The 22,178-nt window shown below is 65.6% G+C and carries 28 protein-coding genes; 17 read left to right on the top strand and 11 right to left on the bottom strand.

Going from position 1 to position 22,178, the window contains the following annotated elements:
- Nucleotides 1–100 precede the first annotated feature (100 nt).
- Nucleotides 101–2,200, top strand: a complete 2,100-nt coding sequence (locus LY632_RS11520; protein WP_234091275.1) for a transglycosylase domain-containing protein — start codon at nt 101–103, stop codon at nt 2,198–2,200.
- On the opposite strand, the gene LY632_RS11515 is transcribed toward LY632_RS11520, so the two are convergent.
- From LY632_RS11515 to pyrE, 9 genes are all read right to left on the bottom strand, one after another.
- Complete coding sequence (locus LY632_RS11515; protein ID WP_234091274.1) at nt 2,197–2,604, bottom strand: PaaI family thioesterase; 408 nt, start codon at nt 2,602–2,604, stop codon at nt 2,197–2,199. The genes LY632_RS11520 and LY632_RS11515 overlap by 4 nt on opposite strands.
- Nucleotides 2,594–3,037, bottom strand: a complete 444-nt coding sequence (locus tag LY632_RS11510) for a PaaI family thioesterase (RefSeq protein WP_234091273.1) — start codon at nt 3,035–3,037, stop codon at nt 2,594–2,596. Before LY632_RS11510 ends, LY632_RS11515 begins: the two co-directional genes overlap by 11 nt.
- 29 nt (nt 3,038–3,066) lie before the next feature.
- Nucleotides 3,067–3,564, bottom strand: coding sequence for a Holliday junction resolvase RuvX (ruvX, locus tag LY632_RS11505; protein WP_234091272.1), 498 nt, complete (start codon nt 3,562–3,564; stop codon nt 3,067–3,069).
- The gene (locus LY632_RS11500; protein WP_234091271.1) at nt 3,546–4,685 is read right to left on the bottom strand and encodes a DUF3089 domain-containing protein; all 1,140 of its coding nucleotides are present in this window, start codon (nt 4,683–4,685) and stop codon (nt 3,546–3,548) included. Before LY632_RS11500 ends, ruvX begins: the two co-directional genes overlap by 19 nt.
- A gap of 7 nt (nt 4,686–4,692) precedes the next feature.
- Complete coding sequence (locus LY632_RS11495; protein ID WP_234091270.1) at nt 4,693–5,838, bottom strand: AI-2E family transporter; 1,146 nt, start codon at nt 5,836–5,838, stop codon at nt 4,693–4,695.
- Nucleotides 5,835–6,776: a signal peptidase I gene (gene lepB, locus LY632_RS11490; RefSeq protein ID WP_234091269.1), complete on the bottom strand. Its 942-nt coding sequence runs from the start codon at nt 6,774–6,776 to the stop codon at nt 5,835–5,837. Before lepB ends, LY632_RS11495 begins: the two co-directional genes overlap by 4 nt.
- The gene (acpS, locus tag LY632_RS11485) at nt 6,773–7,174 is read right to left on the bottom strand and encodes a holo-ACP synthase (RefSeq protein WP_234091268.1); all 402 of its coding nucleotides are present in this window, start codon (nt 7,172–7,174) and stop codon (nt 6,773–6,775) included. The genes lepB and acpS overlap by 4 nt, the downstream gene beginning before the upstream one ends.
- Before the next feature lie 133 nt (nt 7,175–7,307).
- Nucleotides 7,308–8,048 carry a pyridoxine 5'-phosphate synthase gene (locus LY632_RS11480; protein ID WP_234091267.1) on the bottom strand — a complete coding sequence of 247 codons (741 nt, stop codon included), beginning with the start codon at nt 8,046–8,048 and terminating at the stop codon, nt 7,308–7,310.
- On the bottom strand, nt 8,045–8,626 hold the full coding sequence (gene pyrE / locus LY632_RS11475; protein WP_234091266.1) for an orotate phosphoribosyltransferase: 582 nt from the start codon (nt 8,624–8,626) through the stop codon (nt 8,045–8,047). The genes LY632_RS11480 and pyrE overlap by 4 nt, the downstream gene beginning before the upstream one ends.
- A 205-nt stretch (nt 8,627–8,831) precedes the next feature.
- Between pyrE and coxB the strand changes: the two genes are divergently transcribed.
- The 16 genes from coxB (at nt 8,832) to LY632_RS11400 (ending at nt 20,789) form a co-directional block, all read left to right on the top strand.
- Nucleotides 8,832–9,890 (top strand): cytochrome c oxidase subunit II, encoded by a 1,059-nt coding sequence (gene coxB / locus LY632_RS11470; protein ID WP_234091265.1) that lies wholly within the window; start codon nt 8,832–8,834, stop codon nt 9,888–9,890.
- A gap of 34 nt (nt 9,891–9,924) precedes the next feature.
- The gene (gene ctaD / locus LY632_RS11465) at nt 9,925–11,631 is read left to right on the top strand and encodes a cytochrome c oxidase subunit I (protein WP_234091264.1); all 1,707 of its coding nucleotides are present in this window, start codon (nt 9,925–9,927) and stop codon (nt 11,629–11,631) included.
- Nucleotides 11,632–11,733: 102 nt separating this feature from the next.
- A complete protein-coding gene (locus LY632_RS11460) occupies nt 11,734–12,651 on the top strand; it encodes a heme o synthase (RefSeq protein ID WP_234091263.1) in 918 nt (305 codons plus the stop codon).
- A gap of 2 nt (nt 12,652–12,653) precedes the next feature.
- The gene (locus LY632_RS14325; RefSeq protein ID WP_255695726.1) at nt 12,654–12,785 is read left to right on the top strand and encodes a hypothetical protein; all 132 of its coding nucleotides are present in this window, start codon (nt 12,654–12,656) and stop codon (nt 12,783–12,785) included.
- A 3-nt stretch (nt 12,786–12,788) separates the two neighbouring features.
- Nucleotides 12,789–13,361, top strand: coding sequence for a cytochrome c oxidase assembly protein (locus LY632_RS11455; protein ID WP_234091262.1), 573 nt, complete (start codon nt 12,789–12,791; stop codon nt 13,359–13,361).
- A 75-nt stretch (nt 13,362–13,436) separates the two neighbouring features.
- Nucleotides 13,437–14,309: a cytochrome c oxidase subunit 3 gene (locus LY632_RS11450; RefSeq protein WP_234091261.1), complete on the top strand. Its 873-nt coding sequence runs from the start codon at nt 13,437–13,439 to the stop codon at nt 14,307–14,309.
- Nucleotides 14,309–14,698 (top strand): DUF983 domain-containing protein, encoded by a 390-nt coding sequence (locus LY632_RS11445; RefSeq protein ID WP_234091260.1) that lies wholly within the window; start codon nt 14,309–14,311, stop codon nt 14,696–14,698. The genes LY632_RS11450 and LY632_RS11445 overlap by 1 nt, the downstream gene beginning before the upstream one ends.
- 2 nt (nt 14,699–14,700) lie before the next feature.
- Nucleotides 14,701–15,267 (top strand): SURF1 family protein, encoded by a 567-nt coding sequence (locus LY632_RS11440; RefSeq protein ID WP_234091259.1) that lies wholly within the window; start codon nt 14,701–14,703, stop codon nt 15,265–15,267.
- A 204-nt stretch (nt 15,268–15,471) separates the two neighbouring features.
- A complete protein-coding gene (gene thrC, locus LY632_RS11435) occupies nt 15,472–16,872 on the top strand; it encodes a threonine synthase (protein ID WP_234093228.1) in 1,401 nt (466 codons plus the stop codon).
- Complete coding sequence (locus LY632_RS11430) at nt 16,872–17,756, top strand: class I SAM-dependent methyltransferase (RefSeq protein ID WP_234091258.1); 885 nt, start codon at nt 16,872–16,874, stop codon at nt 17,754–17,756. The genes thrC and LY632_RS11430 overlap by 1 nt, the downstream gene beginning before the upstream one ends.
- A gap of 8 nt (nt 17,757–17,764) precedes the next feature.
- Nucleotides 17,765–18,136 carry a dihydroneopterin aldolase gene (locus tag LY632_RS11425; protein ID WP_234091257.1) on the top strand — a complete coding sequence of 124 codons (372 nt, stop codon included), beginning with the start codon at nt 17,765–17,767 and terminating at the stop codon, nt 18,134–18,136.
- Nucleotides 18,137–18,466, top strand: a complete 330-nt coding sequence (locus LY632_RS11420; RefSeq protein WP_234091256.1) for a Rossmann fold domain-containing protein — start codon at nt 18,137–18,139, stop codon at nt 18,464–18,466.
- A 4-nt stretch (nt 18,467–18,470) separates the two neighbouring features.
- Complete coding sequence (gene moaA / locus LY632_RS11415) at nt 18,471–19,469, top strand: GTP 3',8-cyclase MoaA (protein WP_234091255.1); 999 nt, start codon at nt 18,471–18,473, stop codon at nt 19,467–19,469.
- Nucleotides 19,470–19,574: 105 nt separating this feature from the next.
- Complete coding sequence (locus tag LY632_RS11410) at nt 19,575–19,817, top strand: MoaD/ThiS family protein (RefSeq protein WP_234091254.1); 243 nt, start codon at nt 19,575–19,577, stop codon at nt 19,815–19,817.
- A 4-nt stretch (nt 19,818–19,821) separates the two neighbouring features.
- Nucleotides 19,822–20,268, top strand: coding sequence for a molybdenum cofactor biosynthesis protein MoaE (locus LY632_RS11405; protein WP_234091253.1), 447 nt, complete (start codon nt 19,822–19,824; stop codon nt 20,266–20,268).
- Between the two features lie 77 nt (nt 20,269–20,345).
- On the top strand, nt 20,346–20,789 hold the full coding sequence (locus LY632_RS11400; RefSeq protein WP_234091252.1) for a hypothetical protein: 444 nt from the start codon (nt 20,346–20,348) through the stop codon (nt 20,787–20,789).
- Here the strand turns inward: LY632_RS11400 and LY632_RS11395 are convergent.
- Together LY632_RS11395 and LY632_RS11390 are read right to left on the bottom strand one after the other, a co-directional pair.
- Entirely contained in the window at nt 20,786–21,484 is a 699-nt protein-coding gene (locus LY632_RS11395) for a Crp/Fnr family transcriptional regulator (RefSeq protein WP_234091251.1), read from the bottom strand. The genes LY632_RS11400 and LY632_RS11395 overlap by 4 nt on opposite strands.
- Nucleotides 21,481–21,984, bottom strand: coding sequence for a hypothetical protein (locus tag LY632_RS11390; protein WP_234091250.1), 504 nt, complete (start codon nt 21,982–21,984; stop codon nt 21,481–21,483). Before LY632_RS11390 ends, LY632_RS11395 begins: the two co-directional genes overlap by 4 nt.
- Between the last annotated feature and the right edge of the window lie 194 nt (nt 21,985–22,178).

Here is a 22,178-nt window from a genome sequence, read left to right as displayed (position 1 = left end):
TGACCCTGACGTGAACCGCACATTATCGCTCGCCTTCGCTGTATTAATTGGATAACACAGCCGCGCGATGGGATTCCGGTGGTTTGACAGTCTAGCACGAATGCGGGGCGCTTCGGGGAAGCCGGAGGGTGCCTATGCGGGCTATTTCGCGCAAGGCGAGCCTGCAGGCGCGGTGCTTCCCGACGAGGAGGAGTGGGAAGACCGCATCAGCCGCATCGAAGATGCGGTCGCGCTGGAAGAGCGCAAGCGGCAGAAGTGGTGGCAGCGGGCCTTCTGGCTCGGGCGGCGCAAGCGCTGGTGGGCGGTCCGCGCGGTCTCGGCCATGCTACTGCTGTTCTTCCTGACGGTCGGCTTCCTCGCGGTCACCACGCCGCTGAGCAAATCGCTCGAACCCGTGGTGCCGCCGCAACTGACGATCCTCGCCGCCGACGGCACGCCGATTGCCCGCAACGGGGCCATTACCGATGCCCCGGTCGAGGTGGCCAAGCTGCCGCCGCATGTGGTCGAGGCGTTCATCTCGATCGAGGACCGGCGCTTCTACAGCCACTGGGGCGTCGATCCGCGCGGCATCGCGCGTGCCGCCTGGACCGGGGTCGGCGGCGGCAGCACGATTACCCAGCAACTCGCCAAGTTCACATTCCTGACGCCGGAACGCAGCCTGACGCGCAAGGCGCGCGAGATGCTGATCGCCTTCTGGCTCGAGGCCTGGCTGAGCAAGGACCAGATCCTCGAACGCTATCTGTCCAACACCTATTTCGGTGACAATGTGTACGGCCTGCGCGCGGCGAGCCTGCATTATTTCTACCGCCAGCCGGAGAAGCTGACGACCGCACAGGCGGCGATGCTGGCAGGCCTGGTTCAGGCACCGTCTGCACTTCGACCGACAAAGCATTACGAACGCGCGGAAAAGCGGATGCGGCTGGTGCTCGGTTCCATGGTTGCGGCGGGTTACCTGACCGAGCAGGAGGCGGACCTGCCATCGCCCAGGCTCGATGTGCGGACCAGGAACGAGCTGCCGACGGGCACCTATTTCGCCGACTGGGCGCTGCCGATCCTGCGGCAGGGGTCGGAACGCAGCTACGAAGCGCAGACGATCACCACCACGCTCGACGCGCGGCTGCAGGGGATCGCGACGCGGATCGTGCAGCGTGCAGGGTTGGGCGGAGCGCAGGCGGCGCTGGTGGCGATGCGGCCCAACGGCGAGGTCGTGGCGATGGTCGGTGGCAAGGATTATCGCAAGAGCCCGTTCAACCGCGCGACCCAGGCACAGCGCCAGCCGGGTTCGACCTTCAAGACCTTCGTCTATCTCGCCGCACTCAAGGCCGGGGCCGAGCCGAGCGATCCGATCGACAACAGCGAGATCACGGAAGGTGGCTATCGGCCCAAGAACGCCGCCGGCCGCTACTCCGATACGCTGACGCTGGAGGAGGCTTTTGCCCGTTCCAGCAATGTCGCGGCGGTGCGGCTCTACCAGTCCGTCGGGGACGAAGCGGTGATCGCCACCGCGCGTGAACTCGGCATCACCAGCACGCTCACCCCCGGAGATCCCAGCGTAGCGCTGGGCACGGCCAGCATGACGCTGCTCGAACTGACTTCCGCCTATGCCGGGATTGCGGGAAATGCCTTCCCGGTCAAGCCGACGCCGCTGCCGGTGGCGCAACAGGGCTGGTGGGACTGGATGTGGAACGGGCCGGAAAGCTACCCCGGCCGGGTCAGCGAGGACATGGCGCAAATGCTCCGCCGCGCGGTCAATGCCGGGACCGGGCGTGCGGCAATGCTGCCGATTGCCAACTTCGGCAAGACCGGCACCAGCCAGGACAACCGCGATGCGCTGTTCGTCGGTTGGGCGGGCGATCTGGTGGTGGGCGTGTGGATCGGCAATGACGACAACACCCCGCTGAACGGCATTTACGGCGGCGGCATGCCTGCGCGGATGTGGCGGGACTTCATGCTCCAGGCGACCGGCAAGGCGCCTGCGGCTACGCGGCCCAAGGCTGACCCGTCTGGCCCGGTGGAGCCGCTCGATATACCGCCGCCGGAGGAATTCGAACTGCCCGAAGGTCTGCGGATCGAGGAAGATGGCGTGAGGGTGGACACCGACATCGGGGGCGTGCCGATCGATGTGCGGATCGGGCCGGAAGGCGTCAATGTGCAGCCCGGTCGCCGCGAGGAAGAGCCGGAGCCGGAGCCGCAGCGCTAGGCCTCTGGCTCCGCCAGCAGCACGTTCATCACCGCTGTGGCCCGGGGCCGGTCGCGGTCGTCCTGCCAGCACTCGACCTCGATATTGGCATTGCGGCGGCCCAGCTTGAGGATGCGCGCCTTGGCATAGAGCCGCGCGGCCTTGGCGGGGGCGAGAAACTGGACGGTGATGTTGATCGGCTTGAGCCGCGCCGTGCGCCCCGCCTCGTCCAGCGCCAGCCGCAGCGCGGCATAGCCGGCGGTCTCCAGCAGCCCGCTGATGGCCCCGCCGTGATAGACGCCTGGACGCCCCTCGGTGAATTCCTCGCCGCCGGCGCGCAAGACGGGCGCGCCGTCCTCCATCCCGTCAACGGCGATGCCGAGCGAACGGGCATAGGGGGTTAGTTGCAGCGCCTCACTTGCCATCGCGCGAGACCCCCGGGATCGACATGAACACGCCGGCCATATGCGCCACCGGATCGTCCGGATCGCCATCATGCGCCACGCCGCGTACGAAGGCTGCGGACCTTGTCAGGCGATAGCATTCGACGCGGCCGATGACATTGTGCCGCTCGCGCGCCGGGCGCTGGTAGTCGACCCTGAGGTCCAGCGTGGCGACGGCCTGGAAGTTCTTAATCCGGGTCCAGATGGCAAGCCCGCTGGCCATGTCGAGCAGGCTGATGATCGGGCCTGAGGCGAGAACGGGACGGTCGCTCTCGCCGATCAGATCCTCTCGCCACGGCAGCTCCAGCTCGGCCCAGTCATCGCCATGACCGCGAAACTGCAGCCCCAGCCAACCGGAATGGCCGTGGCCGAGCACGAATTTGGCAGCGCGCGCGGGATCGAAGACGAAACTCATGGTTCGGCCTTGGCCAAACTTGCGCGGAGTTACAAGGCAGTGCTGAGGCCGCCACCCGCCAGCGCGTCGATCGCGCCTTGCAGGAACACTGCGGCGGCATGGCTGTCGATCCGCTCCGCGCGCTTGGCGCGGCTCATGTCCTGCCCGATCATCGCCGCCTCGGCGCTCTGGGTCGACCAGCGCTCGTCCCACAGCAGCACGGGCAGGGCGAAGGCGCCGGCGAGGTTGCGGGCATAGGCGCGGCTGGCCTGCGCGCGCGGCCCCTCGCTGCCGTCCATATTGCGCGGCAATCCGAGGACAAGGCCCCGGATCGCCCGTTCGCGGACGATCTCTTCCAGCTTGGCCCGGTCCTTGCCGAAACGCCCGCGCGGGATGGTCTTGCCCGCCGTGGCAAAGCGCCATCCGGCATCGGCCGTGGCGGTGCCGATGGTCTTGGTGCCGAGGTCAAGCGCCAGCAATGCGCCGCCTTCGGGTAGCGCGTCGCCGAACTCCAGCGCGCTCTCGGTGATCAGGCTGGCTTCTGCCATGCCTCGACCCGGCGGGCGACGTCCGCTTGCAGGTTCCGCCAGAACAGCGGGATGTCGTACACATGGTAATTGTTGCCCGGCAGCACGTAGGAGCCCATTTCCGGCGGCTCGCCGATCAGCAGCAGCCCGCGCCGGTCGCAGCGGGCAGGCACCGCGCCGGGAACGAGCGCGCCGCCGTCAAGGTCGGCCTCGGGTACCAGCGTACCCAGATTGCGCTCGATCAGCGCCTCACCGCCGATGCCGCCGGTCAGCGGATTGGTGCAGAGAATCTTGCTCTGCCCGCGCGGCTTGCCGTCGAAACCGACGGACTTGGCATAGGTTTCGAAGAGCGCACTCGGGTCGGCCGGTTCGGCGTAGGTCGACCAGCTCATGATGCAACCGGCCTGATCAGCCGTGGCGCAGGCGGGGAAAGGCAGCTCCTGCAGATCATGCTCGAGCGAGATCGGCCAGCCGATCGCATAGACCACGGCGACCCGCTGCTCGACCGGCTGCCCGGCAACCCGCTCGCGAAGAAGCCGCAGCAGGTGCAGCGACCCCTGGCTGTGCCCGGCCAGCACGATCGGCACGTCATCGCCGACACTGTCGAGGAAGAAGGCGAATGCCTGTGCGACATCCTCATAGGCGGCATCGAGCGCTCGCTGCGCTTCGGGCGCGTCGGTCAGGAACGCGCCGACGGTCGCCTGGCGATAGCGCGGGGCCCAGATCTCGCTCGCCTGGTTGAACGGGCTGGCAAGGCCGCGCACGAACAGGCGGGCACGATTATTGGCCTCGCTGTCCTCCAGCGGGGCATTCCAGCTGGCGCGGTTCATGTAGCTGGTCGGATGGACGAAGAATACGGCAAACGGTTCGGGTTTCGGTTCTGCCGGGGTCGGCACCAGTCCACGGTCGCTCTGCATCGCGGGTTGCCAGCGGGCCGGGTCCTTGGTCCCCATGCCCGGGCGCGAGATCCACATCTTGGGATCCTGGTAGGCATTGGCGGCGAGCGGGTCCTGCTCGACGAACTCGGCGCTCGGCACCAGCGCGAGGGATGTCAGCTGGCGGCCCCAGATGCTCAGGGCGAAACCGCCCGCAATCACGATAACTGCGAAAAAAGCGATCACATAGAGGAACTTGCGCGCCATTGTTGGTTCAATTCCCTTGCATCAGTTTGGCCAGCTTGCGCTGCGCGGCGGCTTCTTGGAGTTCGGCATTGCGTTCGGAACGTCGTTCCAGCGCAACCTTGATCATCGCCAGCAACGGGTCGGCCAGGAACAGGCCGAGGATCCCGAACAGCAGCCCCATGATCAGCTGCGCCCCAAGCACCAGCGCCGGGGCAAGGTCGACCGTCTTCTTGGCGATCATCGGCACCACGACATAGCCGTCGAAATTCTGGACGAACAAATAGACGAATACGGTGTAGAGACCCATCTCCGTGCCGCCCGAGAAACCGACCGTGATCATCAGCACGCCGGATATGATGGCCCCGATGTTGGGCACGAAGGCGAGCAGTCCGGTCAGGATCGACAGCAGCGCCGCCATCGGCACGACGCCCACCCCGATCAGTTGCCCGCCCACCGTCAGCAGGAGATAGGTGAAAACCCCCTCGAACAGCATGCCTACCAGCCGCCCGGCCATCAGCCGGCGCAGGGTCGATGCCATGCGGGTAAGGGTAATGCGCAGATTCTTGCGCTGGTGGCGTGGGGCCATCCACTCGACGCCCCGTTCGTAAAGATTGGGCTCCAGCGCGACATAGAGGCCGATGATGGTGATCAGCAAAATCGAGGTCGCCCATCCGGCGATGCCCGAGAGCACGCGCGTCAGCGTACCGACGCCGCTCAGCACCTGGCCGAGGATCGACTGCAGGCCGGCGACCTCGATGCCCAGTCCGTTAGCGCGGGCCCAGTTGAACAGGATTTCCGCCTGGCCCTGCACGATCGTCGGCAGTTCGGCGGCCTGGCGGGCGATCTGGTCGCCCGCGAACCCGGTCAGCCAGACGAAGAACATGACTGTGGCCAGCAACACCATCAGGATACGTACGGTGCGGGGCAGGGGAAGGTAGCGACCGATCAACCGCGAACCGCCATCGATCATCGCTGCGAACACCAGCCCGCCGAAAATCACCAGCAGCGACTGCGAGATATAGACTGCGAGGACCGCAATACCGACGACGCCGACCCAGATCATCGCCTTGTAGGCTTCCAGCCGCAGGACGGGGCTGTCGATATAGGACGGGCTGGCCCCGAGATCGGGGTCCTCGTCATGTGCTGGAGGAGGCGGCGCGTCCCGTTCGCTCATTCAGTTGCAACTGCGGGGGCGGGCGCCGGTTCCGGCCGGGCAAGTGGCTTGTCGGTCTTGGCCGGGCGCAGCGAGTTCCAGGCGCGACCTTCGCGCAGCGCGCCCCACCAGCTGAACGGGTTCCAGTTGGCTGTGCCGTCGAGCGAGAAGGTGATGAATTCGGCCCGCCCGCCGATATTGGCCAGCGGCACCGCATCGCCCAGCCCACCGCCGATGGGGGTCACCGGGGCGCGGCTGTCGGCCGAATGGTCGCGGTTGTCGCCCATCACGAAGACCGCATCGGCCGGGATCTTGTAAGGCCCATAGTTGTCGAGCATCTGGTCGGGCGAGGAATCGATGATCAGATAGGTCGCGCCGTTGGGCAGCGTCTCGCGGTAGGCCGGGACCCGGCAGATCTTCTGCCCGTCCGGCCCGATCACCTGCAGGAAATCGGCTTCATCACAGGGGTTGTTGAGATCGATCGGAATGTCGAGCGACGGGGCCATTTCCTGCGGCACCGGCTTGCCATTGAGGACGATCTGGCCGCCGCGCACTTCGATCGTGTCGCCCGGCAAGCCTACGACGCGCTTGATATAGTCCTCGCTGCGTTCGGGATGCACCGGGATGACGATATCGCCATATTCGGGCGTGCTGCCGAAGATGCGCCAGTCGCCGCGCGGCAGCAGGTGGAAGCTGACCGAGGACCAGTTGTAGCCGTAGGGATACTTGCTCACCACCAGCCGGTCGCCCACCAGCAGGTTGGGCATCATCGACTGCGAGGGGATGTAGAACGGCTTGGCGATGAAGCTGTGGAAAGCGAGCACCGCCAGCAGCATCAGCGCGAGGCCGCGCAGTTCGGCGATCCAGTTGATCTTCTCGTCGGTCTTCACGGCTGCTTTTTCGGGGGTCTGGTTGTCGGTCACGCTGGCCTGCAGGGATTCGGGTGGATTGGGGGTCATATCCGGTGCGCCTCGATGATCACGAAGGCTTGCGCCCATGGATGATCGTCGGTGAGGGTAAGATGAATGGTGGCCTCATGGCCATCCGGCGTCAGTTCCGCAAGCCTTAACGCCGCCCCGCCGGTCAGCGCCAGCGTCGGTGCGCCCGAGCGGGCGTTGACCACGCCGATATCCTTCATGAACACGCCGCGCCGGAAACCGGTGCCGACAGCCTTGCTGAAGGCCTCCTTGGCGGCAAACCGCTTGGCATAGGTCCCGGCAATGGTGAACGGCCGCCGCCGGGCCTTGGCGATCTCGATCTCGGTAAACACACGGCTCTCGAACCGCTCGCCGAACCGCTCGAGCGAATTGGCGATCCGCTCGATATTGCAAAGGTCGGAGCCGAGACCGATGATCATGACGGTTCCCCCAGACCGTCACCCCGGACGTGATCCGGGGTGACGCTTTTCCGTCCCGCGACAGTCAAGAAAGCGGGACCCCGGCTCGGGGGCCGGGGTGACGGGGTTGGGTATCGTGTCGCCAGCGAACGTTTCACCGCGCTTCATCCATCAGCTCGCGCATCCTGCGCACGGCGTTCTCGAGCCCGACGAACACCGCTTCGCCGATCAGATAGTGACCGATGTTGAGCTCGGCGATCTGGGGGATGGCGGCGATGGGCTGGACATTCTCGTAGGTCAGCCCGTGCCCGGCGTGCGGCTCGATGCCGTTCTTGGCGGCGAGCGCGGCCATGTCGGCGATGCGCTTGAGCTCGCTCGCCACCCGTTCGCGGTCGCTGTCGAGATGCGCATGGGCATATTCGCCGGTGTGGAATTCGACCACCGGAGCGCCGAGCCGCAGCGCGGCGTCGAGCTGGCGCTCGCTCGCCTCGATGAACAGGCTGACACGGATGCCCGCATCCTTGAGCCGGTCGACGATCGGCACCAGCGTGTTGTGCAGCCCCGCCGCGTCGAGCCCGCCTTCGGTGGTGCGCTCCTCGCGCTTCTCGGGGACGATACAGGCGGCGTGGGGTTTGTGGCGCAGGGCGATCGCCAGCATTTCCTCGGTCGCGGCCATTTCCAAATTGAGCGGCAGGTTGGTCGCCGCCTGGATGCGGGCGAGGTCTTCGTCGCGGATATGCCGCCGGTCCTCGCGCAAATGGGCGGTGATGCCGTCGCCGCCGACCGCCGCGACGATCTCTGCCGCGCGGACAGGATCGGGATGGTCGCCGCCGCGCGCGTTGCGGATGGTGGCGACGTGATCGATATTGACGCCGAGGCGCAGGGGGGCCGTCACTTGGAGCGGCTGCCGGGCTTGGTCACAGGGATCGCTGCGAGTTCGGCAGGGATCTCGTTCTCGGCATAGGTCGGGAAGTTGATCGCCACGAGCGGGTAGAACGGCACACCCAGGTCCGCCTCGCCCGCCGAACGATCGACCAGCGCCACTTCGGCCAGCACGTCGCCGCCCTCGGCCTTGACCGCCTCGATCGCTTCACGGCTGGAAAGGCCGGTGGTCACGACGTCTTCAACCATCAGTACCCTGGCCCCCGGTTCAAGGCGGAAGCCGCGGCGCAGCTGGAACACGCCATCGGGCCGCTCGAGGAACATCGCGTCCCTGCCCAGTGCGCGGCCCATCTCATGGCCGATGATGAGCCCGCCCATTGCGGGCGAGACCACCACGTCGATCTGGCCGCGCAGTTCGCGCGGCAGCTTCTGTGCCAGAGCCAGCGCGAGTCGCCCGGCGCGCTCGGCGTTCATCAGGACGCGGGCGCATTGCAGGTAATAACCGCTGTGGCGGCCCGAGGAGAGCTTGAAATGACCCTCCAGCAAGGCTTCGCTATTGCGGAATTCGGACAGGACTTCTTCGTCGGTCATGGCTGAAAAGCGGTATTTCCCTGTTGGCCCGAGGCGAGTTATGCATGGTTGCGTCGAGGTCAACCAAGCTTGTGCATTTTTCTCCCTAGGGGCGCTTGTGACCTGCGGCAAGCGCGCGTATAGCGCGCCGCAAATGGGCCCCTCGGGGGCTGAATCCGGCTGCCGTAGTGGTGGCAAAAGACTGCAATAGGGAAGCGTCGACAAGATGATGTCTGCCACCTGGCTCCGTGAAAATGCCCGTTCCATCGCGCTGCTGTTCGCCGCGCTCGTCCTCGCGTTCGGCGTGCAGGCGGCGATCGCCGCGCCTGCCGCTGCGCCGGTTGTCGAAGCCCCTGCAGCCGAAGCGCCCGCTGCGGCGACTGAAGCGGCCCCGGTCGACGCTCCCGCCCCTGCCGATGCTTCGGGCTACACCCCGCTTGGGCCGGACATGATCAAGGGGCAGCCGACCGCGTTCGAGGACGATGCTCTGGCCAGCATGACCTTCCAGGAGCAGCACAACGAGCTCGGTGAATATGCGTTGTGGATGCACGACGCGATCCTGCTGCCGGTCATTACCGTTATCAGCCTGTTCGTGCTCGGCCTGCTGCTGTTCGTGATCGCGCGCTTCCGCAGGGGCGCCAATCCGGAGCCTTCGAAGACCACCCACAACACGCTGATCGAAGTGGTGTGGACGGTGATCCCGATCATCATCCTGCTGGTCATCGCTGTTCCCTCGATCACGCTGCTGGCGCGCCAGTATGAAAGCCCGCCCGCCGATGCCGTGACCGTCAAGTTGACCGGCTACCAGTGGTACTGGGGCTATACCTATCCCGACCAGGGCGTGGGCGAGTTTGTCTCCAACATGCTGACCGAGGAGCAGGCCAAGGCCAGCGGCGAGCCGCACCAGCTGGCGGTCGACAACCGCATGGTCGTGCCGGTCGGCGTCCCGATCCGCCTGCAGACCACGGCTGCCGACGTGATCCACTCGTTCGCTGTGCCGTCGCTGTGGTTCAAGCTCGACGCCGTTCCCGGTCGCATCAACGAGAAGATGCTCCAGATCGACGAGCCCGGCATCTATTACGGCCAGTGCTCGGAACTGTGCGGTGCGCGTCACGGCTACATGCCGATCGCTGTCGAGGCGGTGCCTCTGGAACAGTGGAAGGCCTGGGTCCGCTCGCAGGGCGGTTCGTTCCCTGAAGACGCGCCGGCAGCCGCCCCCGCAGCTGCCGAGCCTGCTGCACCGGCCGCCGCCGCACCGGCCGCAGCTGCCACGCCCGCCGAATAAACAGATATTTTCGCGAAAGTAGAGACCAGAGAACATGGCTACCACCGCTGAAGGCTTCGACGTTCACCACGACGGTCACGCCCATGACGCCGATCACAAGCCGGGCTTCTTCGCCCGCTGGTTCATGTCCACCAACCACAAGGACATCGGCACGCTGTACCTGATCTTCGCGATCATCGCGGGGATCATCGGCGGGGTCATTTCGGGCGCCATGCGCGCCGAACTGGCGGCGCCGGGGCTGCAGTACCTCGGTGACATCGTCAACATGCTGGGCGGCGACGGTTCGTCCTTCGACCAGCAGGCCCACATGTGGAATGTGCTGATCACGGCGCACGGCCTGATCATGGTGTTCTTCATGGTCATGCCGGCGATGATCGGCGGCTTCGGCAACTGGTTCGTGCCGCTGATGATCGGCGCGCCGGACATGGCCTTCCCGCGCATGAACAACATCTCGTTCTGGTTGACCGTGGCGGGTTTCTGCTCGCTGCTGTTCTCGATGTTCGTGCCGGGCGGCACCGGCATGGGGGCGGGCGTGGGCTGGACTGTCTACGCTCCGCTGTCGACGACCGGATCGGTCGGTCCCGCGGTCGACTTCGCGATCTTCTCGCTGCACCTTGCAGGCGCCGGCTCGATCCTCGGGGCGACGAACTTCATCACCACCATCTTCAACATGCGTGCACCGGGGATGACCCTGCACAAGATGCCGCTGTTCGTGTGGTCGATCCTGGTTACCGCATTCCTGCTGCTGCTGGCGCTGCCGGTGCTGGCCGCTGCGATCACCATGCTGATCACCGACCGTAATTTCGGTACGACCTTCTTCACCCCTGCGGGCGGTGGCGACCCGGTCCTCTACCAGCACCTGTTCTGGTTCTTCGGCCACCCGGAAGTCTACATCATGATCCTGCCGGGCTTCGGCATGATCAGCCAGATCGTTGCGACCTTCAGCCGCAAGCCGGTGTTCGGTTACCTCGGCATGGCCTACGCCATGGTCGCGATCGGTGTCGTCGGCTTCATCGTGTGGGCGCACCACATGTATACCGTCGGCCTCGACGTGAACACGAAGATGTACTTCACCGCTGCGACCATGGTCATCGCCGTGCCGACCGGTGTGAAAATCTTCAGCTGGATCGCCACGATGTGGGGCGGGTCGATCGAGTTCAAGAGCCCGATGGTGTGGGCGATGGGCTTCATCTTCCTCTTCACTGTGGGCGGCGTGACCGGCGTCGTGCTCGCCAACGGCGGTATCGACGACAATTTGCATGATACCTATTACGTGGTGGCGCATTTCCACTACGTGCTGTCGATGGGCGCGGTGTTCTCGATGTTCGCCGGGTTCTACTACTGGTTCCCGAAGATGAGCGGCCGCTGGCACAGCGAGTTCCTCAGCCACGTCCACTTCTGGATGTTCTTCATCGGGGTGAACGTAATCTTCTTCCCGCAGCACTTCCTGGGGATGAACGGGATGCCGCGCCGTTATCCCGACTATGCCGAGGCGTTCGCGTACTGGAACCAGATCTCGTCGTATGGCTACATCATCATGGCCGCTTCGATGCTCGTGTTCTTCGCCAACCTGGCCTACGCCTTCATGGCCGGGCGCAAGGCGGAAGCGAACTACTGGGGTCCGGGTGCGACGACGCTGGAATGGAGCCTGTCGAGCCCGCCGCCGTTCCACCAGTACGAAACCCTGCCGGTGATCGAGGACCACCACGATTACCACAACCAGCTGCCTGTGAAGGCCTAGGCCTGCCCGGGGCCGGATTGCCGGCCTGCTGGAAACAGACAAAGCGGGGGGCGTACCAGCGATGGTGCGCCCCTCTCGCCAAGAAAGACCAAGACTGACACCATGAGCGTTGCCGCCCAACAGGTTGTGTTCCCCGCCGATTGGCGCGATTTCTATGCGCTGACCAAACCGCGGGTGATGACGCTGGTAATCTTCACCGGCATCTGCGGGTTGCTCGCAGCGCCGGGCAGCATCCATCCCATTCTGGGCTTCACCGCCATCCTGTGCATTGCGATGGGCGCGGGCGGCTCGGCTGCGCTCAACCAGTGGTGGGAAGCCGATCTCGATGCAGGAATGAAGCGGACCAGCAAGCGGCCCCTGCCACAGGGCCGGATGCGGGCCAACGACGCGCGCGATTTCGGCCTGCTGCTGTCATTCGCGTCGGTCGGGATCATGGGGATCGCCATCCATTGGCTCGCGGCGATCATCCTGGCGGTGGCGATCTTCTATTACGCCGTGATCTACACCATCTGGCTCAAGCCGCGCACGCCGCAGAACATCGTCATTGGCGGCGGGGCCGGGGCTTTCCCGCCGATGATCGGCTGGGTTGCGGTCACGGGCGACATCACGCTGATGCCGGTGCTGCTGTTCGCCATCATCTTCATGTGGACGCCGCCGCATTTCTGGGCGCTCGCGCTGTTCGTGAAGACCGATTACGCCAATGTCGGCATCCCGATGATGCCGGTGGTGAAGGGTGAAGCGAGCACCCGCTGGCAGATTCTTGCCTATTCGATCCTGCTGGTGCCGGTCGCGGTCGCCCCGTGGTGGATTGGCGGAACGGGTGCGATCTATGGTATTGCGGCGGCGGCGTTGACCATCGCCTTTGCGCTGTTCTCCGTCCCGGTCGCCACCCGCCGGGCGGTCGAAGGCGACAAGATGCTGCCGGAAAAGCGCCTGTTCGGTTTCAGTGTGTTCTACCTCTTCGCGCTGTTCGCGGCGCTGGTTGCCGACCGATTCCTCACCCCCCTGATGAGTGTCTGAATATGGCTATGACCCCCGAAGAAGAAGCCGAATATCGCCGCCGCCAGAAGAGCCGCAACCTTGTTGTGGGTGCGGTGTTGCTGTTCTTCGTCGTGCTGTTCTATGCCATCACCATCGTCCGGATGGGGGATTGAGCCATGGCAAGCGCCCCTCTAGATGTTGACCGCAGGAACGCCCGGGTCGGGCTCTATGCCATCCTCGGCGCGCTGTTCATGCTCGGGCTCGGCTATGCGGCGGTGCCGCTCTACGACCTGTTCTGCCGGGTGACGGGTTTCGGCGGGACGACCCAGGTCGCGACCGAAGCCGAGGCCGAGGCCGCCGCGCTTGCCGCCGCGAATGCTCCGCCGATCTCCATCCGCTTCGACGGGTCCATTGACCGCAACCTGCCGTGGACATTCGCGCCGGAGAAGACCACGGAAACCGTCAAGATCGGCCAGCGCGCGCTTGCATTCTACACGGCGAAGAACAATTCCGACGTGCCCGTTACCGGTGTCGCCAGTTTCAATGTCGAGCCGGAGCAGGCCGGGGTCTATTTCAACAAGATCCAGTGTTTCTGCTTCAGCGAGCAGACGCTGCAGCCGGGCGAGGAAGTGCGCATGCCGGTGCTCTATTTCGTCGATCCGGCGGCGCTGGAGGATCCGAACATGAAGGGGGTCGAACAGATCACCCTCAGCTACACCTTTCACAAGAAGATCGAGAGCGGCGAATAGCGGCTCAAGCCCCCTAGACCCGCTGCCACGGGGGCATTAAGGGCAGCACGAAACACGCGTTACAGGGTAATGATCATGGCTGGTGCCAAGAACCACGATTATCACATTCTCGAACCCGACATCTGGCCGCTGATCGGCTCGCTGTCGGCGCTGATCTTCACCACCGGCATGGTCATGTTCATGCACCGCGCCGATTGGGACATGCCTTGGCAGATTGTCCTTGGCCTCGGCATCGCCGGCCTGATCGCTACGTTTTTTTCGTGGTGGTCGAATGTCGTGAAGGAAGCGCAGCGGGGCGATCATACCCCGGTGGTGCAGCTCCACATGCGCTACGGCATGATCCTGTTCATCGCCTCGGAAGTGATGTTCTTTGTCGGCTGGTTCTGGGCCTTCTTCGATTTCGCGCTGTTCCCGGCACCGATCCGTGAAGTAAGCGACAACCTGTGGGAAAACCTCATCGGCCAGGACGGTTCCGCTGCGCTCGCAACCTTCCCGGCGCAGGGCATCGAGGTGCTCGATCCGTTCAGCCTGCCGCTGCTCAACACGCTGATCCTGCTGTGCTCGGGCACGACGGTCACCTGGGCGCACCATGCGCTGATCCATGGCGACCGCGACGGCCTGAAGAAGGGTTTGTGGGCCACGATTGCTTTGGGCGTGCTGTTCAGCTGCATCCAGGCCTATGAGTATGCCGTCGCGCCGTTCGCCTTCGGTGGCAACACCTACAGCTCGGCCTTCTACATGGCGACCGGCTTCCACGGCTTCCACGTGCTGGTCGGCACGATCTTCCTGATCGTCTGCCTCGTCCGCACCTACAAGGGCCACTTCACCCCGCGCCAGCACTTCGGCTTCGAAGCGGCTGCGTGGTACTGGCACTTCGTCGACGTGGTGTGGCTGTTCCTGTTCGTCGCCGTCTACATCTGGGGCGGCTGGGGCGCACCGGTTCATTGATGGAGCCGGGTTCGCCGGAGAACACGAAGGGGCGGCCCGCACTCAGCGAGGCCGCCCTTTTCGGTTTGTGCCCGCAGTGCGGCGAGCGCACGCTGTTTGCCGGCTGGATCAAGCTGGCCCCGCGCTGTCCTGCCTGCGGGCTGGATTTCGACCAGTTTAACGTCGGTGATGGCCCGGCGGCGTTTCTGATCCTGCTGATTGGCGCGCTGGTGACAGGGCTGGCGGTCTGGCTGCAAGTCAGCGCCGATCCGCCATGGTGGCTGCATGTGGCGCTGTGGTTGCCGCTGACCATCGGGCTCACGCTCGGCGGATTGCGGCTGGCCAAGGCCGCACTGCTCGCCAGCGAATACCGGAACCGCGCCCGCGAGGCGGGTCTCGAGGATTTGTAATTATGCCGAGGTTTCCCCTGATTCCCACCATAGTGGTGCTGGCCGCCGTCGCGACGATGATCGCGCTGGGCTTCTGGCAGCTCGGGAGGCTGGAGGAAAAGGAGGCGCTGATCGGTCGCTATCAGGCGGCTGCCAACAGCTCAGATGAGGTCGCCTTCCCGACCGAGGACAAATCCGACCACAACTGGTTTCGCCGCAGTCGTTTGACTTGCGGGCGGGTACTCGAACTCAGCACCGTCGCAGGAACGTCGGCGAAGGGGGAAAAGGGTTTGACCGTGCGTGCGCAATGCAGCGAGGGTGCTTTTGGCATGCCGCTGGTCGTGGACCTCGGTTTCAGCCGCGACGTCAAGCTCCCGGTTTGGGACGGCGGCGAGGTCACGGGCGTCATTGCACCCGGTCCGCGGTTGATCGCTGATCCGCCACAAGCGGGTCTCGCGGCTTTGGCCAAGCCCGATCCCACCGACCTGCCCAACAACCACCTGGCTTATGCCGTGCAGTGGTTCATCTTCGCGGCCACGGCGCTGGTCATCTATGTCCTGGCATTGAAGCGCAAACAGCGTGGGGAATAGCCCCCTCCTCTTCAGAGGAGGGGGTTGGGGGTGGTGGCGCGACGCATAGCGTCGCGCTCGGCGTCGGGCACCACCCCGCTGCGACTAGGCTCGCCGTTGGCTCGCTAAGTCTCGCTGCCCCTCCTCGAAAGAGGAGGGGGTTTAGCCGCGCCAAAGCTGTCTTGCTTGCCCCCGTCCACCCGCGCCGCTAACCCGCGCGCCACGATGCGCTATATCTCGACCCGCGGCTCTGCGCCCACGCTCTCCTTCGAGGAGGTCACGCTGACGGGGCTCGCCAGCGATGGCGGGCTTTATGTGCCGGAAGAGTGGCCCACGCTCTGCGCCGACGAGATCCGCGCCTTTTGCGGGCTGCCCTATGCCGAGGTCGCGGCGCGGGTGATGACGCCCTTTGTCGGCGATTGCCTGTCGCCTGAGGAACTGCGCGAACTGACCGCGCGTGCCTATGGCCGCTTTTCACACGCGGCTGTTGTGCCGCTGGTGCAGGTGGACGAGCGGCGCTGGCTGATGGAGCTGTTCCACGGCCCCACGCTGGCGTTCAAGGACGTTGCGCTGCAGATGCTCGGCCAGCTGTTCGAGACCTTCCTCGCCCGGCGCGGCGAGCAGTTGACGCTGGTGGGCGCGACCAGCGGCGACACCGGCAGCGCGGCAATCGACGCGGTGGCGGGGCGCGAGGGCGTGGAAATCTTCATGCTGCACCCCAAGGGCAGGATCAGCGACGTCCAGCGCCGCCAGATGACCACGGTGCTCTCGCCCAATGTCCACAATATCGCCATCTCGGGCAGCTTCGACGACGGGCAGGCGGCGGTGAAGCGCATGTTCACCGACCCGGCCATTGCCGGCAAGCTGCGGCTCGGCGCGGTCAATTCGATCAACTGGGCGCGGTTGATGGCGCAGGTGGTCTATTACTTCACAACCGCAGTGCAATTGGGTGCACCCGACCGCGCCATTGCCTTCAGCGTGCCGACCGGCAATTTCGGCGATGTCTTCGCCGGCTATGTCGCGGCGAAGATGGGCCTGCCGGTGGCGAAGCTGATCGTCGCCACCAACGTCAACGACATCCTCCACCGGGCGCTGAGCGAAGGCGATTATTCGGCGGGCACGGTCACGCCTACTGCGGCGCCGAGCATGGATATCCAGGTCAGCTCCAATTTCGAGCGGCTATTGTTCGATGTCGGTGGACGTGACGGTGCCGCCATGGCCGAGCAGATGCGCGGGTTCGAAGCGACCAAGGCCATGCGACTGACCAACGCCCAGCGGGATGGCGCGGCCGAGCTGTTCACCAGCGTGCGGGTGGACCAGGACGCGATGGCGCACTCCATGCGCCGCGCCTTCGAGAATTCGCACCAAGTGATCGACCCGCACACTGCCATCGGGCTCTACGCCGCCTATGCGGTGGACCTGCCTGCCGATGTGCCGGTGGTGACGCTGGCGACGGCGCATCCGGCCAAGTTCCGCGATGCGGTGGAGCGGGCGACCGGCATTCGGCCTCCGCTGCCGACCCGCGTCGGCGACCTGTTCGCACGCGCGGAACGCTGCACCGATCTCTCGGGCGATTACGACGAGCTAACCCGCTTCATCCTCGAGCACGCGGCCCAGGGCGACTGATGGCCGGGCTGGTCCGCGAACCGCAGCTGATGGTGGGCGAGGGGTGGGACGACTACGCCCTCCTCGACAGCGGTGACGGGCGCAAGCTCGAGCGCTTCGGCCCCTACCGCTTCATCCGCCCCGAACCGCAAGCGATGTGGACCCCGCAGAGCGCCGATTGGCAGGCCGACGGCGAGTTCATCCCCGGCGCGGACGAGGACGGCGGCGGGCGCTGGCACCTGTCGGGCGAAGTGCCCGACGGTTGGCCGCTGGAGTGGCGTGACGCCCGCTTCACCGCCAGCTGCACGCCGTTCCGGCATCTTGGCTTCTTCCCGGACATGGCCCCGGTGTGGGACTGGATGCGCGCGCAACTGGAGGGGAAGGCCGAGGCGCAGACGCTTAACTTGTTCGGCTACACGGGTGTTGGGTCGCAGGCGCTGAGCGCTTGCGGCCCCGTGACCCATGTCGATGCGAGCAAGAAATCGGTCGCACAGGCGCGCGAGAATGCCGAGCTTGCCGGGATGGCCGACCGCCCGATCCGCTGGCTGGTCGATGATGCCGCAAAGTTCGCTGCGCGCGAGGTCCGCCGCGGCAAGCGCTATGACGGCATCATCCTCGACCCGCCCAAGTTCGGACGCGGGCCGGGGAACGAGATCTGGCGCATCGAGGAGGGGCTCGCCCCGCTGGTGCACGATTGCCGCGCGCTGCTCGATGGCGACAGCCGCTTCCTGTTCCTCACCGTCTATGCCGTGCGGATGAGCAGCCTGTCGCTCGCCGGGCTGCTCGACGAGATTTTCGCCGGGCTTCCCGGCAAGGTCGAATATGGCGACCTGGCGGTGCAGGAGCAGGGCAGCGGGCGTTTGTTGCCTACCGCGATCTTCGCGCGCTGGTCGAATCCGCGCTAGAGGGCGCCATGGCCGATTCGTTGACCCTGCAATTCGTCGATATCGAACACGACGTCCTGACCGGGATCTATTCCGAGGAGACCGGGCGGCCGCAGCCGCTGCGGATTTCGATTGCGGTCGAATACAAGGTCGCCGACCGTTACGATCCTGACACACCGCTCTCCGAGAGCAAGAACTACATGGACCTGAAGTTCGCAGCGACCGAGGCGCTGCCCGAGGGGGTGCATTTCAAGCTGATCGAGTCGGTGGCCGAGCACATCTGCGAAACGCTGTTCGTGCAGGATGCGAAGGTGCTTGCCGTCACGGTCAAGATCGTGAAGCTGGCGATCGCCACGGGCAAGGAGCAGATCGGCATCACCCTTCGGCGCGAGCGGCGCTGAATGGCGCAAGTCGTGCTCGATTGCTGCGCGCTGCCGGGCAATGCGCTGGAGGCGGCGGCGCGGTTCCATGCCGACTATCTGCCACAGCTTGCCGGCTTGCTTGACGGGGCAGAGAGCCTCGTCATCGTGATGCCGCCCGCCCCCTATGACCATGCCGACTGGCGCCGTGCTGTCGCGCGGGATCTGGCGCGGGCGCATGCGCCCAGGCGGGTCAATGTCGTGGGCGGTAACGATGCTGCGGCGACGCTCGAATATCTCGCCAGGGCGCCCGGCTTAACCGGACAGTATCTCGCGCTGGATGGCACCGGCGCCGGGGATGCGCTAGGCTAGGGACATGAGCGACACAGGCCTCATCGACAGCTTCGGGCGGCGCATTTCCTACCTGCGCCTGTCGGTTACCGACCGCTGCGATTTGCGCTGTACCTATTGCATGCCCGAGCGGATGGAGTTCCTGCCGCGCAAGGATGTGCTCAGCCTCGAGGAACTGCGCGATCTCTCGCTTGGCTTCATGGCGCGCGGGATCAGCAAGATCCGCCTGACCGGGGGCGAGCCGCTGGTGCGGCGCGATGTCGTGGACCTGATCCGGGCTCTGGGCCGACATGTCGGGAGCGGACTCGACGAGCTGACCCTCACCACCAACGGCACGCAGTTGGCGCAACACGCCCAGCAAATTGCCGATGCAGGCGTGCGGCGGATCAACATCTCGCTCGATACGCTGGACCGCGAAACCTTCATCCGCCTGTCGCGCCGCGATGCGCTGGCGAGCGTTCTGGGCGGGATCGCGGCGGCCAAGGCGGCAGGGCTCAAGATCAAGCTCAACACTGTCGCCATGAAGGGCGTCAACGAACATGAAATCCCCGCGCTGATCGAATGGGCGCATGGCGAGGGGCACGATGTGACCCTGATCGAGACCATGCCGCTGGGGGCGATCGACGAGGACCGCACCGGCCAGTTCCTGCCGCTGGTGGCCGTGCGCGAGGCGCTGGAAGCACGCTGGACGCTGACCGAGAGCGACCACCGCACCGGCGGCCCGTCGCGCTACGTCGAAGTGAGGGAGACCGGCGGCAGGCTCGGCTTCATCACCCCGCTGACCAACAATTTCTGCGCCGGATGCAACCGTATACGCGTCACCGCGACGGGCCAGCTCTATCCCTGCCTCGGCGGCGGGGAGCAGGTCGATCTGCGCGCGGCGCTGCGCTCGGACCATCCCGAAGCGAATTTGTCGGCCGCGTTCGATACCGCGCTTCGGATCAAGCCGGAACGGCACCATTTCCGGATTGGTGAGGGCGAAGCTCCCGCCGTTGCGCGGCATATGTCGATGACGGGGGGCTAGGTCCTTGATCACGTCATTGCGAGGATCCGCGGGCGACGCGGCAATCCAGGGTACTGTCCATGGATTGCTTCGCTGCGTTCGCAATGACGGAGTGGACTTTGGCCTATGCCAGTGACAATCATCTTCCTAGGCCCCTTGCGCGACCTCGCGGGGGAGGGCGAGCGCGCGGTTCCGGCACCGCTCGACTGGGCCGGGCTGCTCCTTGCGGTCGGACCTGAAGTTGCCGAGCAGTTGCAGCAGGACCGCGTCAACGTCGCCTGTGCCGGGCGCGTGTTGGCCGACAAGACCACACTCGCCGCGCAGGATGGCGACGAAGTCGCGCTGCTGCCGCCCGTTAGCGGGGGGTAGGGCGATGCGTGATATCCGCCTGCTTGAAACCATGTTTATTCCCGGCACGCTGATCGGGCCATTCACCCGGGCCAATCCCGGCCTTGGCGGCGTCTGCACTTTCGTCGGCGAAGTGCGCGGCGACGGTGGCACTCAAGCGCTGGAACTGCAGCACTACGAACCGCTGACCTTGCCCGGAATGCACGACTTGGCCGACCGCGCTTTCGGCCGGTTCGACCTGATGGGCCTGCTGATGGTCCACCGGATCGGCATGCTGATGCCGGGCGAGCCGATCGTCTGCGTCTCGGCTGCCGCCAAGCACCGCCGCGACGCGATCGACGCGGTCGATTTCTGCATGGACCATCTCAAGAGCGCGAGTTGGTTCTGGAAGCGCGAAAAGCGTGCCGATGGTTGGCGCTGGATCGAGCCGCGCGCCGATGACTACGCCGACCGCGCCCGCTGGGACGAATAATTTCCCGGGTTTGATCTGCATCAAGGCTGCTAGCCATCGCGGCGGGCACAAGGCTCTCACAAACAAGGAGTGGCCTCATGTCCCAGATGCTCAATCACGAACTGGTTGCCGAAAAGGCGATTGTCCACAAAGCCCACCCGGTGGCGAGCGGCTCCGCTGCGCCGCGGGCATTTTCCAATCACACCTTCGAACTGCCTGCCGGGGTCTATGCCGCCAGCCTGGGCTGCTTCGTCACCTTCCTCGCTACCATGGCGGTCGGCTTCGGCAATCCCGCGCTCGGCATTCCGATGGCGATCTGCGGCGTTTTCCTGGCCGGCTTCTACGGCATTCCGGTGCTGTTCGTGAAAGAATCGCCGGAAGGCACCAACAAGGCGCTGACCTGGGGTCAGTTCAAGAGCCGCGGGATCATGACGCTGACCGGGCACCTGCCCGCCGGTGAAGCGCTGGCCCAGGTGCTGGTCCTGCCGGTGCTGATCGTTCTGTGGGGGCTCGCCTGTGTTGTAATTGCTGCCCTGGTTTAGAGGCCCACTCCCACCAGGGAAGCAAGCCGCGCGGGATCGACCAGTTCGATCCCGCGCGCACCTTTTTTGGCAATCATGCCGCTCTTCTCGAACTGCGTCATGCGGCGGCTGACGGTCTCGATGGTCAAGCCCAGCATCTGCGCCATTTCCCCGCGCGACAGCGGCAGGTCGAAATCGCGCGCCGGGTGGCACGGCGAATCGCTCGCCGCCCGGGCCAGCGACATGATCAGCCCGGCAATCCGCGTCGCCGCATCCTGCTTGCCCGTCAGTTCCAGCAATTCGCGCGCGGCATGGAGATCGTCCTGCGAGCGGCGTAGCAGCGCGCGCGAGAGGGCGGGGTGCTTGTCGAGCGCCTGCTCCATCTCGCTGCGGGCAAAGACGCACAGCTGGCAATCGGTCAGGGCGACGACATCGTGCTGGGCGAAGGGCTGGAACATCTCGCCGACGAAACCGGCGGGGTGGATCAGGGCGAGGATGCGCTCCTCGCCGTCGCGGTCGAGCGATGTGACCTTGAGTGCACCGGTAACAAGCGTGGCGCAGGCGTGGCTTTCATCGCCGGCGGCGAACAGCATCTCGCCCTTCCTGAGCACCACCGACCGGCCGGCACGGGCAAGCGCGGCGCGCTCCTCCTCGGTCAGGACCGAGCAGGCGGCGCTGTCACGGACGGCACATTGGGCACAGGCGAGCGCTGTCATTCGATGATCCCCTTGAGCCGGACAAGCGTTGCGTCCTGCCCCGCGACAATGCTCGCCACGGCTTGTCGCGCGTCGTCGATCTCGTCGCGCGTTTCCAGGGCCAGCGCCCTGGCGGCATAGAGAATTTCGAGATCGGCCAGCGCGCTGGCGGTTTCGCTGCGCTGCATGTCGAGACCGGCGATCGCCACTTGCGCGTCGGCCCAGCGATCGCTCGCCACCGCCGCGCCGCGGGCAGCCTGCGCAGCTGCGGTCGCCGCTGGCAAGAGGCGCTGGAACGCGGCGTCGGCTGCTGCAGCTTCCGCTTTCAGGCGCGCGACTTGGGCGAGCAGCTCCGGCGGAATCGGTGCGGGAGGGAGCGGTTCGGCTTGCCCCGCAGCGGGATCGAATCGCTCGGCAGCGCGGATCTGGAGCGAAGGGTAGCCCCCATCCGGCGCCGCGCAGGCTGCGATCGGCAGCGGCAAAAGCAGGGAGGCAAGACGCAGGGGCATTGTATGAGCCATGGCGTGCCCATATCACGGACAGCGGCTGGTGCCACACCCCTTGGCCCGGCGAGTGGGCGGGAAGCCATAAAAAGCCCCCGATGCGCGTTGACTTTCCGCAGAGGTTCCCTTAACGGCACGCTTCTTTCCGGCCCCGCCATGGCGGGCAGCCGGTCGCGCCGTTGTCATGAGAGAGCGGCACAGCAACACGAATG

The sequence above is a fragment of the Erythrobacter sp. SDW2 genome (assembly GCF_021431965.1).
Lineage (GTDB): Bacteria > Pseudomonadota > Alphaproteobacteria > Sphingomonadales > Sphingomonadaceae > Parerythrobacter.
This window is presented reverse-complemented; position numbering and strand designations above follow the sequence as displayed.